Origin of the sequence: Rhodococcus sp. OK519 (assembly GCF_003051005.1) — a bacterium.
Lineage (GTDB): Bacteria > Actinomycetota > Actinomycetes > Mycobacteriales > Mycobacteriaceae > Prescottella.
Genome location: NZ_QAOW01000001.1, coordinates 38609 through 51117 on the forward strand (window position 1 = coordinate 38609; position 12509 = coordinate 51117).

15 protein-coding genes are annotated in these 12509 nt (G+C 68.9%); 8 read left to right on the forward strand and 7 right to left on the reverse strand.

Annotated elements, in window-relative coordinates:
* Positions 1-66: 66 nt before the first annotated feature.
* On the forward strand, positions 67-1188 hold the full coding sequence (locus C8K36_RS00185) for a glycoside hydrolase family 76 protein (protein WP_107982460.1): 1122 nt from the start codon (positions 67-69) through the stop codon (positions 1186-1188).
* A 7-nt stretch (positions 1189-1195) separates the two neighbouring features.
* Here the strand turns inward: C8K36_RS00185 and C8K36_RS00190 are convergent, their stop codons facing one another.
* Positions 1196-1858, reverse strand: coding sequence for a DedA family protein (locus tag C8K36_RS00190; protein ID WP_107982461.1), 663 nt, complete (start codon positions 1856-1858; stop codon positions 1196-1198).
* A 2-nt stretch (positions 1859-1860) separates the two neighbouring features.
* The gene (locus tag C8K36_RS00195) at positions 1861-2601 is read right to left on the reverse strand and encodes a VTT domain-containing protein (RefSeq protein WP_181319294.1); all 741 of its coding nucleotides are present in this window, start codon (positions 2599-2601) and stop codon (positions 1861-1863) included.
* Between the two features lie 176 nt (positions 2602-2777).
* Between C8K36_RS00195 and fbaA the strand changes: the two genes are divergently transcribed.
* Positions 2778-3815, forward strand: coding sequence for a class II fructose-bisphosphate aldolase (fbaA, locus tag C8K36_RS00200; protein WP_107982462.1), 1038 nt, complete (start codon positions 2778-2780; stop codon positions 3813-3815).
* A 112-nt stretch (positions 3816-3927) separates the two neighbouring features.
* Here the strand turns inward: fbaA and C8K36_RS00205 are convergent, their stop codons facing one another.
* Entirely contained in the window at positions 3928-4455 is a 528-nt protein-coding gene (locus C8K36_RS00205; protein WP_107982463.1) for a hypothetical protein, read from the reverse strand.
* A gap of 81 nt (positions 4456-4536) precedes the next feature.
* On the opposite strand from C8K36_RS00205, the gene C8K36_RS00210 reads away from it, so the two are divergent.
* The 3 genes from C8K36_RS00210 to C8K36_RS00220 are packed head-to-tail and all read left to right on the forward strand — an operon-like array spanning position 4537 to position 7070.
* Complete coding sequence (locus C8K36_RS00210) at positions 4537-4953, forward strand: DUF3151 domain-containing protein (RefSeq protein ID WP_107983657.1); 417 nt, start codon at positions 4537-4539, stop codon at positions 4951-4953.
* Positions 4954-5011: 58 nt separating this feature from the next.
* Positions 5012-6085, forward strand: a complete 1074-nt coding sequence (locus tag C8K36_RS00215; protein WP_107983658.1) for an FUSC family protein — start codon at positions 5012-5014, stop codon at positions 6083-6085.
* A 58-nt stretch (positions 6086-6143) separates the two neighbouring features.
* The gene (locus C8K36_RS00220) at positions 6144-7070 is read left to right on the forward strand and encodes a cation diffusion facilitator family transporter (protein WP_107982464.1); all 927 of its coding nucleotides are present in this window, start codon (positions 6144-6146) and stop codon (positions 7068-7070) included.
* Between the two features lie 5 nt (positions 7071-7075).
* Here C8K36_RS00220 and C8K36_RS00225 read toward each other — a convergent pair whose 3' ends face one another.
* Both C8K36_RS00225 and C8K36_RS00230 read right to left on the reverse strand, forming a co-directional pair.
* Positions 7076-7999, reverse strand: a complete 924-nt coding sequence (locus tag C8K36_RS00225) for an SDR family oxidoreductase (RefSeq protein WP_107982465.1) — start codon at positions 7997-7999, stop codon at positions 7076-7078.
* Positions 7996-8460, reverse strand: a complete 465-nt coding sequence (locus C8K36_RS00230) for a pyridoxamine 5'-phosphate oxidase family protein (protein ID WP_107982466.1) — start codon at positions 8458-8460, stop codon at positions 7996-7998. The genes C8K36_RS00225 and C8K36_RS00230 overlap by 4 nt, the downstream gene beginning before the upstream one ends.
* 62 nt (positions 8461-8522) lie before the next feature.
* Between C8K36_RS00230 and C8K36_RS00235 the strand changes: the two genes are divergently transcribed.
* The 3 genes from C8K36_RS00235 to C8K36_RS00245 all read left to right on the forward strand — a co-directional run bounded on the left by C8K36_RS00235 (position 8523) and on the right by C8K36_RS00245 (position 10838).
* On the forward strand, positions 8523-9482 hold the full coding sequence (locus tag C8K36_RS00235) for a helix-turn-helix transcriptional regulator (protein WP_107982467.1): 960 nt from the start codon (positions 8523-8525) through the stop codon (positions 9480-9482).
* Between the two features lie 54 nt (positions 9483-9536).
* Positions 9537-10451, forward strand: a complete 915-nt coding sequence (locus C8K36_RS00240) for an aminotransferase class IV (protein ID WP_107982468.1) — start codon at positions 9537-9539, stop codon at positions 10449-10451.
* Positions 10452-10532: 81 nt separating this feature from the next.
* A complete protein-coding gene (locus tag C8K36_RS00245; protein ID WP_107982469.1) occupies positions 10533-10838 on the forward strand; it encodes a chorismate mutase in 306 nt (101 codons plus the stop codon).
* A 63-nt stretch (positions 10839-10901) separates the two neighbouring features.
* Here C8K36_RS00245 and C8K36_RS00250 read toward each other — a convergent pair whose 3' ends face one another.
* Together C8K36_RS00250 and C8K36_RS00255 are read right to left on the reverse strand one after the other, a co-directional pair.
* Positions 10902-11678, reverse strand: a complete 777-nt coding sequence (locus C8K36_RS00250; RefSeq protein ID WP_107982470.1) for a site-2 protease family protein — start codon at positions 11676-11678, stop codon at positions 10902-10904.
* Positions 11679-11704: 26 nt separating this feature from the next.
* A complete protein-coding gene (locus C8K36_RS00255; RefSeq protein WP_107982471.1) occupies positions 11705-12379 on the reverse strand; it encodes a hypothetical protein in 675 nt (224 codons plus the stop codon).
* Positions 12380-12509 lie beyond the last annotated feature (130 nt).

Below are 12509 nucleotides of genomic sequence, written 5' to 3' on the forward strand. Positions count from 1 at the left end.
CACCGTCACCTGCGCGTCCGCGCGTCTTGTAGCAAAAGCATCGATGCCCAGGCAAGATCGGTAGGCATGCAGCGCGAATGGTCTGCCCGGGCGGATGCCGCCGAGGAGGCGGTCATCACCCGGCACATTCGGCGCGTGTGGGGGATGCCGGGGACCTCGCTCGCCGTGGTGGCGTGGCCCGCCGTGCGCCGGGAGCGGATGTTCCTCAGCTGGCACTACTGGTGGCAGGCCAATCTCATCAACTGCACCGTCGATGCCGCAGAACGCAACCCCACCGCGAAACGCCGGCGCCGCCTCGGAAGACTCATCAGGGGCCACCGATTCCGCAACATGTCGGGCTGGACCAACAGCTACTACGACGACATGGCGTGGCTCGCGCTCGCGCTCGAACGCGCGCAGCGGATGCAGTTGATCGACAGTCGCAAGGCGCTGGTCACGCTCGAGTCGCAACTGTTCGATGCGTGGTCACCCGATTCCGGTGGCGGAATCCCGTGGCGCAAGCACTCCGACTTCTTCAACACCCCGGCGAACGGTCCGGCCGGGCTGGTGCTGGCGCGACTCGGCCGGTTGTGGCGGGCGCAGTCGATGGCGGACTGGATCGACGAGACGCTCCGCGATCCGGAGACCGGGCTGATCTTCGACGGTATTCGCGGCGACGGGGCGATCGAACGCAACTTCTACTCGTACTGTCAGGGCACGGTGCTGAGCCTCGAGACGGAGTTGGCGGTCCGGATGGGCGCGCCCCGTCACCGGCTCCGGGTGCACCGGCTGGTCGACGCGATCGACGAGCGGCTCACCCGGGGCGGGGTGATCCGCGGCGGGGGCGGCGGCGACGGTGGACTGTTCAACGGGCTGCTCGCCAGGTATTTGGCGTTGGTGGCGCTCATGTTGCCCGGTGACACACCCGAGGATGTCCGTGCCCGACAACTCGCCGCGCAGTTGGTCCTCGCGTCGGCCGAAGCCGCGTGGGAGAACCGGCTCCAGGTCGAGGAACTGCCGCTGTTCGGCAAGGACTGGAGCATCCCCGCGCAGCTTCCCGGTCTCGGCTCGGGCATCGCCGCGTTCTCCGGCGGGTCGGTGCAGCCGTCGGACATCGCCGAACGGGACCTGTCGGTGCAGCTCGGCGGCTGGATGTTGATGGAGTCGGCGTACCTGGTGTCGGCGGCGGGCTACCCGAAGCGGCGGTGAGACGTCGTCAGCGGTGGACGTCGTCGACGACGACATCCTCGACCGGCTTCGACATCTCCCGGCGGTAGCCCCACACGCCCGCTGCGGTGCCCACCACGAGCAGTGCCACCAGGGCGCCGAGCACCACGGGCATCAGCCACGGCACCCGCTCGAGCTGGGAACCGCAGTAGTAGCCGATGAGCAGCAGAACAGGTGCCCAGACGACGGCGCCGATACTGCTCGCGATCGTGTACCGGCGGTGGTCCATGTTCGCGGCGCCCGCGACCATCGGGCACAGCGTCCGGACCCACGGGATCCAGCGGGCGACCAGCACCGCCCAGAAGCCGTGCCGGTCGAGGAGAACGTTCACCTTGTGCAGGTTGCGCGCATTGACGTACCGGCCGTTGCGTCGCGCCACGAGATGGTGGCCGCTGCGTTTGCCGATCGCGTAACCCACCTGGTTGCCGGCGATCGCGGCACCCATCGCACCGGCCGACAGCGCCCAGGTGTGCTGCGCGCCGGCCTCGTGCGTCGCGAGCACGATGCCCGCGGTCACCAGCATGGAGTCACCGGGCAGGAACAACCCGATGATCAGTGCGCATTCGAGAAAGACGAAGGTCAGTACGACGATCCAGACGATGGCCGGACCGGCCGATTCGAGCGGTCCGAAGGTTCCGGCCGCGATGGTCATCGTCAAGCGGTCGGGTCGTTCGGGGCCGGGACGGGCTCGGTGGCTTCGACGCTGACGGGGCTCTTCGGGGCCTTACGGGACGCGAGGTAGCGCTTGCCGACCTCGATGACGATCGGGAGTACCGACACCAGCACGATGCCGATGAAGATGTAGTCGATGTTGTCGGCGATGAACTGGATCTGTCCCAGGAAGTAGCCGAGCAGTGTGACGCCGGCGCCCCAGACGATGCCGCCGATGACGTTGTAGGTGATGAATGTCGAGTACTTCATCTTCGACGCGCCCGCGACGAGCGGGGCGTACGTGCGCACGATCGGCACGAAACGCGCCAGGAAGATGGTGACGGGGCCGTGCTTTGCGAAGAACGCCTGCGACTCGTCGATGTAGCTCTTCTTGAAGAGCTTCGAATCGTCGGACTTGAACAGCGCCGAGCCGCCCTTCGCGCCGATGAGGTACCCCACCTGGTCGCCGAGGATTGCCGCGATCGGGATGGTCACCATCAGCACCCACAGCGGCGCGAACGGCTCCACCTCGGCGGACTTCGAGGCTGCGATGAGACCCGCGGTGAACAGCAGGGAATCACCGGGAAGGAGCGGGAACAGCAGTCCCGACTCGATGAAGACGACCAGCAGGAGTCCGATCAACATCCAGGTGCCGAACGAGTTCAGCAGGTTCACTGGATCGAGGAATCCCGGCAGCAATGCCAGATTCGTGGTCACGGACTCCGAGGCTGCCAGCACATTCACGCGCACCAGACTACCGGCGGCCGCTGAGAGACCGCTGAGTCCACCGGGTCGGTGAGCCGACACCGAGTCGGCACCAGGGGAGGCGGGGACGCGTCCGGGTTGCCATACTGCATAGACCACCGGTGCGCCGTCACAGTCGGCCGCGCCCCCGAACCGTCACATGGAGGACAGCCGCCGTGCCTATCGCAACTCCCGAGGTCTACGCCGAGATGCTCGGCCGGGCCAAGGAGCACTCCTTCGCCTTTCCCGCCATCAACTGCACCTCGTCCGAGACGATCAATGCGGCCATCAAGGGCTTCGCGGATGCCGGCAGCGACGGCATCATCCAGTTCTCGACCGGTGGCGCGGAGTTCGGCTCGGGCCTGGGCGTCAAGGACATGGTGACGGGTGCCGTCGCGCTCGCCGAGTTCGCGCACGTCATCGCCGCCAAGTACGACGTGACGATCGCGCTGCACACCGATCACTGCCCCAAGGACAAGCTGGACACCTTCGTCCGCCCGCTGCTCGCGATCTCGCAGGAGCGCGTGAATGCCGGACAGAACCCGCTGTTCCAGTCGCACATGTGGGACGGCTCGGCCATCCACATCGACGAAAACCTGGAGATCGCCCAGGAGCTGCTGAAGCTGTCGAAGGCCGCCAACATCATCCTCGAGGTCGAGATCGGTGTCGTCGGCGGTGAAGAGGACGGCGTCGAGGCCGAGATCAACGACAAGCTGTACACCTCGCGCGAGGACTTCGAGAAGACGGTCGACGCGCTCGGTGTGGGCGAGAACGGCAAGTACCTGCTGGCGGCGACGTTCGGCAACGTGCACGGCGTCTACAAGCCGGGCAACGTCGTCCTCAAGCCGGAGGTGCTCAAGGAGGGCCAGGAGGCCGCGATCGCCAAGCTCGGTCTCTCCGCCGGCTCTCAGCCGTTCGACTTCGTGTTCCACGGCGGCTCGGGCTCGCTGAAGTCGGAGATCGAGGACTCGCTGCGCTACGGCGTCGTGAAGATGAACGTCGACACCGACACCCAGTACGCGTTCTCGCGTCCGATCGTCGGCCACATGTTCTCCAACTACGACGGCGTCCTCAAGGTCGACGGCGAGGTCGGCAACAAGAAGGTCTACGACCCGCGTAGCTACCTCAAGAAGGCCGAGGCCGGCATGACCGCTCGCGTCGTCGAGGCCTGCAACGACCTCAAGTCCGCGGGACGTTCCGTCTCCGCCGGCTAGTCACCGGCTCTCGAGGGGGCGACCCCTCACCCCTGTTTCGCGTTTTGCGCACTTGTCGCTGGTTTCCGGTCCCGGGAACCGCGATAAGTGCGCAAAACGCGTTTCGGGGGTCTTACTCGCGGTCGCACACCTTCCATGTGCCGCCGACACGCTCGAGGTCGAGCGTGCGCGGCGACGCGTCGGACGGGTTGGCCTCGGTGTGTGCGATGACCTGAGCGATCGCGGCGTCGCCGGTGACCTGGACGCTGTCGATGCTCGTGACGACCGGCACGCCGCCGTGGGCGACGACGTCGCGGTGCACGCCGGAGAACTCGGCGGGCGGGACGTCGCGGTAGAAGTCGGCGAGCGCGCCGCACGTCGACGACTGCAGTGCGCCGAGGTTGCCGGAGTCGAGGGCCTGGGCGAACGTGTCGACGGCGTCGCGGACACGGGACTCGTCGGGGTCGTGTGCGCCGATGCGGGCGATGACGAACCCGGTCACGCCGAGCGCAGCCAGGACGCCGACCACGGCGAGCGTGGACGCGACGATCCAGCCGCGGTTCCGTCCCTGCCGTGGGCGGGCATGCGCGCCATCCGAGGTCGGCTCGATGCGCTGTGGACCAGCGGCCGGGCGAGTCGGAGTGTCGTTCTGGTCGTGCACGTGATGCCTCTCGGTCCGGGAACGAGATCAACTGGTGGGCAGCCTATCGGCCATCCGGGCGGTGGCGGCACAATGGACGCCATGACGTCATTCGGTGATCTTCTCGGACCACAGCCCACTCTGCTCCCCGGCGACGAGGACGCGGAGTCGGCGCTGCTCAACCACGAGGACCCGGCGAAGGTCGCAGCCGAGTACCCCACCGCGTCCATCGCGTGGGCGTACCTGGCCGAGGCGGCTCTCGAGCAGGGGCAGACCATCACGGCGTACGCGTACGCGCGCACCGGGTACCACCGCGGCCTCGACCAGTTGCGCCGCAACGGGTGGAAGGGCTTCGGCGCCGTCCCCTACAGCCATGAGCCCAACCGCGGATTCCTGCGCTGTGTCGCCGTGCTCGCCAAGGCAGCCAAGGCCATCGGCGAGAACGACGAGTACGCGCGGTGCCTGGACCTGCTCGAAGACTGTGATCCGCGGGCGGCCGAAGCACTTGGCCTCGGCTAGCCGCTTCGTTCCGGACCCGGCAGCGGGCCGAGCACGCGCAGCGGCGAACTTCCGTCGCCTGCGCGCCTCGGCGCTGCCGATTCTGCAGTGCGGCCTGGCGGCGGGCCTGGCGTGGTGGTTCGCGACCGAGGTCATCGGGCACACCCGGCCCTTCTTCGCGCCGATCGCCGCCGTCGTCTCGCTGGGGTTGTCCCTCGGGGCTCGGATGCGCCGGTCGGTGGAACTGGTGTGCGGTGTCACCGTCGGCATCGGTATCGGCGACCTGCTGATCGCGTTGATCGGAACCGGCGCGTGGCAGATCACGCTCGTCGTCACCCTCGCGATGGGGACGGCCGTACTGATCGGATCCGGCCCCATCTTCTCGATGCAGGCGGGGACGTCCGCGGTGCTGGTTGCGACCCTGCTGCCGCCGGGCGACGCCGCCGGATTCGAGCGCATGGTCGATGCGCTCGTCGGTGGGCTGGTGGGGATCGCCGTCGTCGCGGTCGTGCCCACGCATCCGGTGCGGCGGGCCAGGCGAGACGCGGCGGGAATCCTCGGTACCGCCGGCGAGGTGCTGCAACTGGTCGCCGACGGTCTCATCGAGAACGATCCCAAGCCGATCGAGAAGGCGCTGCACAAGGCCCGCGCGACGCAGTCGGCCATCGACTCGTTGCGCAGCAATCTGTCCGGAGGCAAGGAGATCAGCCGGATCTCCCCGCTGTACTGGGGTACTCGCGCCCGACTGGCGCGACTCACCGCGACAGCCGACCCGATCGACAACGCGATGCGCAACATTCGCGTTCTCTCGCGCCGGTCGCTCTCGCTGGTGCGCGACGACGAGATCCTCGACCCGCGGTTGGTCGACGAGATCGAGAAGCTCTCGCACGCACTCGACGTGCTGCGCCGGATGATCCTCGCCGAACCGGGGGAACAGCCGGATCAGGCCGAGGCGGCGCGGGTGCTGCGGACCGCGGCGTCCGGCATGAAGCCCGAACTGGTCGAGGGCGCGGGTATTTCCGCGACCGTCGTGTTCGCTCAGATCCGTTCGCTGATCGTCGATCTGCTGCGGGTCGCGGGGCTGGAACGGATCTCGGCGATCGCGACGCTGCCGCCGACCGTGCCCAAGCCTGCGTACCGCCCGGATCTCTGACCGCTTTCATATATGCGAATGTGTGCATATGATGGCCGAACCGACGAGGAGGTCGATCATGGGAGCCGGTCACGGGCACAGCCACGGCAACACCGCAGCCGCGAACGGGGTAGGTCCGACGCCCACGCGCATCCGCAAGATGGTGATCGCGCTCGGCATCCTGCTCGCGTTCCTGGTCCTCGAGGTGGTCGTCGGACTGGCGATCGGCTCTCTCGCGCTGCTCGCGGACGCCGGTCACATGCTCACCGACGTCGTCGGCATGTCGATGGGCCTGGTGGCGCTACTCCTCGCGAAGCAGGGGTCCAAGGCCGCGGCCCGCACGTTCGGCTGGCACCGCGCCGAGGTGCTCACGGCGATGGCCAACGCTGTCCTGCTGCTCGGCGTCGCCGTGTTCGTCATGTACGAGGCCATCGGCCGCATCGGTGACGCCCCCGACATCCCCGGCGTCCCGCTGATGCTCACCGCTGCCGCGGGCCTGGCCGCCAACCTCGTCGTCATGCTCATGCTGCGCGCCGACGCCAAGGATTCGCTCGCCGTGCGGGGTGCGTATCTCGAGGTGCTCGCCGACGCCGTCGGCAGCGTCGGCGTCCTGATCGCCGGCGCCGCGCTGGTGCTGTTCAACTGGACGTACGCCGACATCGTCGTCGGTGTGCTGATCTCCCTGTGGGTCGTCCCGCGCGCGCTCAAGCTCGCGGGCTCGGCGCTGCGGATCCTCACGCAGGCCTCACCCGCCAACGTCGATGTCGATGCGGTCCGTGCCGACCTGCGTGCCGTGCCCGGCGTCTCGGACGTCCACGACCTGCACGTGTGGACGCTGACCACCGGCATGGACGTCGCGACCGTGCATCTCGCGACCGATTCCGATTCGCAGCGGGTGCTGACGGCGGCCAAGACCGTGCTGGACGCGCACGGCCTCAGCCACGCCACCGTCCAGGTCGAGTCGGGTGTCGAGGGATCCCGTTGCCAGGAGGACCTCACGTGGTGATGGGATCAGCGATAGCCGTCGGTGTTCGCCGGTAGGTCGCGATCCTGCACCTCGACGAGGTACCGCCAGCAGTCGGGACGGGAGCCGTCGATGTCGGTGAAGCCGTAGCGCTGCGCCAGTTGTCCGCTCGAGACGACCTGGCCGCTGTAGCCGCCCGCGTCGGGTGCGGTGGCCAGTGCCGCGACTGCTCGGCCCACGAACGTCGGCGACTCCGATATCGCGAAATGCGGCACCCGGGCGAGGGCGTCGCGCCAGTTGTCCTCGGTGACGCCGAAGACCTCGAGCATCATCTCCGACCGCAGCCACCCCGGGGTCACCGCGACCGCCGCGCCGCCGTGTGGGGCCATCTCGTACGCCTGCGCGGTGGTCATCCGCTGCACCGACGCCTTGACCAGGTCGTAGTAGAAGCCGACGTGGTGCCGGTACGCGACGTTGTAGTCCGCGGTGCCGTCGGTCATCTCGACGACCAGACCGCCGGGCCGGCGGATCAGCAGCGGCAGCGCGAAGTGGCTGGTGATCACGTGGGTGTCGATGCCCATCCGCAGCATGCGCAGGCCACCGTCGAGGTCGTGCTCCCACAGCGTGGTGCCGAACTGGGCGTACCGGTCGCCGCCGAAGATGTCGTTGACCAGGATGTCGAGGCGCCCGTGCTCGGTGTCGATCCGGTCGATCAGGGCGCGCACCTGATCGGGTTCGAGGTGGTCGACGCGCAGCGCGACCCCGTTCCCGCCGGCGCGGGCCATGAGTTCGCCGGTCTCCTCGATGGTTTCGGGCCGGCCGATCTCGGACCGGCCGGCCACCCTGCTGCTGCGGCCGGTCGCGTAGACGGTGGCGCCCGCCCGGGCCAACTCGACCGCGATCGCCCGTCCCGCCCCGCGCGTCGCGCCGGCGACCAGTGCGACCTTCCCTGTGAGGTCCGGGGCGCTCACCGGCTGATCCTCGTGACGTCGGCGCCGGGCCGCCAGAGGTCGACGTGCAGGCGGTCGTCCGACACCGTGGTCAGCACCACCTCGTCGACGCCGAGTTCGAAGATCTGCGCGTCGTCGCCGGGGTTCTGCGGGTAAGAGTCGAGGATCGCCCGCTTCTCGGCGCCGGTCAGTTCGCGGGCGCGTCCGGAGATCTTGGCGTCACCGCCTTCCATCGTGTGGTGACCCGGATTCGAGTGCAGCGAGTAGCGCGGATCTCGTTGCAGGTCCCGGACCTTCCGCGCGCCCGGCATCGAACCGAGGACCAGCAGTCCGCGAAAGATCTCCACCTCGGTGCCGCTCACCCGCGGTGAACCGTCGGCGCGCAGCGTCGCCAGGACGTGGTGCTTGTGCGCGGTCAGCCGCGCCCGGACGGCCTCCGCGAGCGCCGGGGCCGCGTCGCCGAATTCCTGCCAAGTTGTCATGCACCGAGTGTGCACAACCATCACTGACATCTGCTGTCAGTGATTTTTCGTAGGCTGGGTGCGTGCGATCCAGTCGGCTGCTCGACCTCATGCTGCGCCTGCAGGGCGGGCCCGGGACCACCGCCGCGCGCCTGGCGGAGCAACTCGACGTCTCGGTCCGGACGGTGTACCGCGACGTCGCGGCGCTGCAGGCGGCGGGCGTGCCGTTGTACACCGAGAGCGGGCCCGGCGGCGGGATCCGGCTGCTCGACGGCTGGCAGTCCAAGCTGTCCGGTATGACGGGGGCCGAGACGTCGGCGCTGATGCTGCTCGGCATCCCGGGCGTCGCGCAGGATTTGGGACTCGGCGACGTGACGGCGCGCGCGGAGTCGAAACTGCTGGGGGCGCTGCCGCTTCCGCTCCGGGCCGGCGCCCTGCTGTGGCGCGAACGACTGCACGTGGATGCTCCTGGCTGGTTCGAATCGGCGCCGTCGGGCGAGTACCTGCCGGCGGTCGCATCCGCCGTCTTCGAGGGCCGACGACTGGTGATCCGATACCGCCGCCGGGGCGGCGACAGCATGCGCACCCTCGACCCCCTCGGCCTGGTCGCGAAGGCCGGCGTCTGGTATCTCGTGGCGCGGCACCGCGACCGGACGCTGTCGTATCGGGTGTCCCGCATCGACGCCGCCACCGTGCTCCCCGATCCGGTCCGGCGGCCCGACGGGTTCGACCTGTCCGCGTGGTGGGCGCAGTCGACGGCCGAGTTCGACCGGGCGCTGCTCCGCTTTCCGTGTCGGGTCCGCCTGTCGCCGCGTGCATGGCGGCGGCTGCGGTCGGTGGTGGGAGAGGAGGCGGCGCGGGTGGAGGCGTCCGATCCGGACGAACAGGGCTGGGTGACCGTCGATCTGCGTCTCGAGGCCGAAGACGTCGCGGTGGACCAGTTGCTCACCCTCGCCCCGGGCGTCGAGGTGCTGACGCCGATCACCCTGCGTCGGGCACTGGGGTCCGCGGCCCGGGACGTCGCACGGCTCAACGCGACGTAGCCTCCGCGCCGAAACTCGCTGTCGGCGCGCGGCGGCTTTCTCTACGATCCCGGCATGGCTGATCCGCATCCGCACGTGTATTTCGGTGATCGACTCGTCCCGGCCCGGGAGGCGACGCTCGGGGTCGCGACTTCGGCGATTCTGTACGGCCTCAGCGTGTACACGGTGTTCCCGGTGCACGTCGACGGCGGCGCCCGGTCCGCGTTCCGGCTGCAGGACCATTACCGGCGTCTCGTCGAGTCCTGCAAGATCATCGGCATCGACCGCTTCGCCGACGAGTGGAGTTTCGACCGGTTCGTCGCCGCGGCCACCGAACTCGTCGCCGCGAACGCACCGACGTCCGACGTCTTCGTCCGCGCAACCGTGCACGTCGACGAGTCGATTCCGGGCACCCGGGTGCGGGGCTGCCACACCGTGGTCTCGATGTTCGTCTACGACGCCGTGCCGATCGTGCCGCAGGACGGGATGCGGCTGGGGACCAGCACGTGGCGTCGCATCCCCGACTATGCGATCCCGTCGCGGGCCAAGGTCAACGGCGCGTATGTCAACTCGGTGCTGGCCAAGCAGGGTGCGATCGACGCCGGGTACGACGATGCGATCTTCCTCGACGGGGCCGGGCACGTGTGCGAGCTGAGCGCGGCCAACATCTTCCTGGTCCGCGGCGGCACGCTGATCACCCCGGACGTCTCGTGCGACATTCTCGACGGCATCAACCGGCGCACGCTGCTCACCCTCGCCGCGGAGGAGGGGATCCCGGTCGTGGAGCGGACCGTCGATCTCACCGAGCTGTACATCGCCGACGAGGTGTTCGCCACCGGGACGTCGGCCGGGGTGGCGCCGGTGGTCGAGGTGGACGGGCGCGCGGTCGGGGACGGCGCGACGGGGCCCGTGTGCGAGGTGCTGCGCAAGCGGCACGCAGCGGCGCTGCGCTCCGACGACGTCCACGGCTGGGTCTCCTACCTGCGGTGATGCCGGGTTCACGCGGCCTGTTCGAGATCGGGTAGTGAACTACCTACGTGCCTACGCGGACGCGTACCTAGCGTTTACGGCATGACCAGCGCACAGGTAACGAACATGTCGGCCACCCCCTCGGCAGACCGTCGATCGGACGTCGACATCGAGCAGCTTCGCAGCGAGATCGATCGCCTGGACGCACAGATTCTCGCGGCGATTCAGCAGCGCACCGAACTCTCCCGTCTGATCGGTGAGGTACGCATGCTCGGCGGCGGCACCCGCTTGGTGCACACCCGAGAAATGAGGGTGTTGTCGCGTTTCGACGACCTGGGGCCGGAGGGGCACACGCTCGCGCTGTTGCTTCTCAGGCTCGGACGGGGGCGTCTGGGTCATGCCATGTGACCGGCCGGCCTCGATCAGGAACCGATCGGGGCCGGCGCGGTCACGCCCAACCGATCCGGCGGATCAGCTGCGCCAGAACTGCATGAGGTAGTTGCCGAACATCGCGTAGACGTCGGGCACACCGGACAGTTCGAACAGCGAGTAGATCGCATCGAAGAAGACGGTGTTGATCTGTGGCACGAACAGCAGCGCGATCAGCACGAGCAGGCCGAACGGCTTGACCTTGTCGAGCGACGCCCGCGTGCTCGGCTTCAGGTGCGGTTCCAGGGCGCCGTAGCCGTCGAGGCCGGGGACCGGCAGCAGGTTCAGGACCGTCGCCATCACCTGCAGGAACGCCAGGAAACTCAGGCCCCACCAGAACACCTGGTGATCGCCGTCCATGCCGAACAGTCGGATGATCACCAACAGTACGGCTGCCGCCACCGCATTCACCGCAGGTCCGGCGAGGCTGACGCGGGTTTGCGCCCGCGGCGACATCAGTCCGGTCTGCAGGTAGACGGCTCCGCCGGGCAGGCCGATGCCGCCGAGCGCCAGGAAGAGCACCGGCAATCCGATCGACAGCAGCGGCTGGGTGTACTTGCGCGGGTCGAGCGTCAGGTAGCCCCGCATCACGACGTCGTGGTCGCCGTTTCGCCACGCGACGAACGCGTGCGCGAACTCGTGCAGACAGAGGGTGACGACCCAGCCCGCGACGACCAGCAGGAACACGCCGATCCGACCCGACGCCTCGTTGCCCGTGGCCCGCCACGCGAGGACGCCGCCGACCGCCGCGATCGCCACGATGCCCAGGAATACCGGGCTCGGTCGGACGAGGCTGCGGGGTCGCGCGTCGGAGTACATGCCCCCAGTATCCAGGCGCGGACGGCTCAGGAGCCGTAGACGAGCAGCCAGTCCTGGTCGTGGCGGTAGAACGTCGAACGCTTGACCGGGCGCGGGGTGCGGACGCCGTCGCGGGTGAGCACGGCGGCGGGGGAGCCGAGCTGGACGGCGCGGCCGGTCAGCCAGCGGTGACCGCCGAACCAGCGACGCTTGTCGACGGTGGCGCGCAGGCCGGGAAGTTCGGGGGTGGGCACGATGCGCATGCCGGGCACGGTGCCCGAGAAGAGCCGGGCGTCGTCGACGTACGCCTCGCCGACGAGTTCGCCGGCGTGCTCGGAGCCGTAGATGCGGGCCTCACCGACGAGCGCGATGCCGGCGTCGTCGCGGATCAGCGGTATCGGTCGGGCGACGCCCGACACGGCGATCGCGGCGGCCTTGGAACCAGTGCGCAGGCCGTAGGCGTGGGTGGCGTCCGTCCGCTCCTCGGCGACGTACGCGAGCTCGACGTGCAAGCGGTCGGTGCGCATCAGTCGGGTCAGCGCGGCCGCGAGGGCGGCGTCGTCGCCCACGACGATCAGGCGCGGCCTCTCGCTCGTCTCGATCTTGGCGAAGGCCTCGTCGAAATCGTCCTTGTCCGGCAGGGCCGGGACGTTCAGGACGTCGAGCGACCGCAGCGCCAGCGGTAGCGGCGCATTGCCGCACTTGAGCACTACGGGAACCATGACACTCCTTGCTTGTCTCCGACGCTGCGCCTCGGATCGTGGCGTTGCGGAGGGTGGGCGAGCACGACGCGACCACCGCACGCAAGGGCATTTCGATGTCTACCCGAACTCACGCGGCCGCTGCAAACAG

Excerpts from the sequence above, each read along its gene's own strand:
- C8K36_RS00185 (WP_107982460.1), top strand. The coding sequence starts at position 67 with ATGCAGCGCGAATGGTCTGCCCGGGCGGATGCCGCCGAGGAGGCGGTC.
- C8K36_RS00190 (WP_107982461.1), bottom strand. The coding sequence starts at position 1,858 with ATGACCATCGCGGCCGGAACCTTCGGACCGCTCGAATCGGCCGGTCCG.
- C8K36_RS00210 (WP_107983657.1), top strand. The coding sequence starts at position 4,537 with ATGACGTCATTCGGTGATCTTCTCGGACCACAGCCCACTCTGCTCCCC.
- C8K36_RS00220 (WP_107982464.1), top strand. The coding sequence starts at position 6,144 with ATGGGAGCCGGTCACGGGCACAGCCACGGCAACACCGCAGCCGCGAAC.
- C8K36_RS00230 (WP_107982466.1), bottom strand. The coding sequence starts at position 8,460 with ATGACAACTTGGCAGGAATTCGGCGACGCGGCCCCGGCGCTCGCGGAG.
- C8K36_RS00240 (WP_107982468.1), top strand. The coding sequence starts at position 9,537 with ATGGCTGATCCGCATCCGCACGTGTATTTCGGTGATCGACTCGTCCCG.
- C8K36_RS00245 (WP_107982469.1), top strand. The coding sequence starts at position 10,533 with ATGACCAGCGCACAGGTAACGAACATGTCGGCCACCCCCTCGGCAGAC.
- C8K36_RS00250 (WP_107982470.1), bottom strand. The coding sequence starts at position 11,678 with ATGTACTCCGACGCGCGACCCCGCAGCCTCGTCCGACCGAGCCCGGTA.
- C8K36_RS00255 (WP_107982471.1), bottom strand. The coding sequence starts at position 12,379 with ATGGTTCCCGTAGTGCTCAAGTGCGGCAATGCGCCGCTACCGCTGGCG.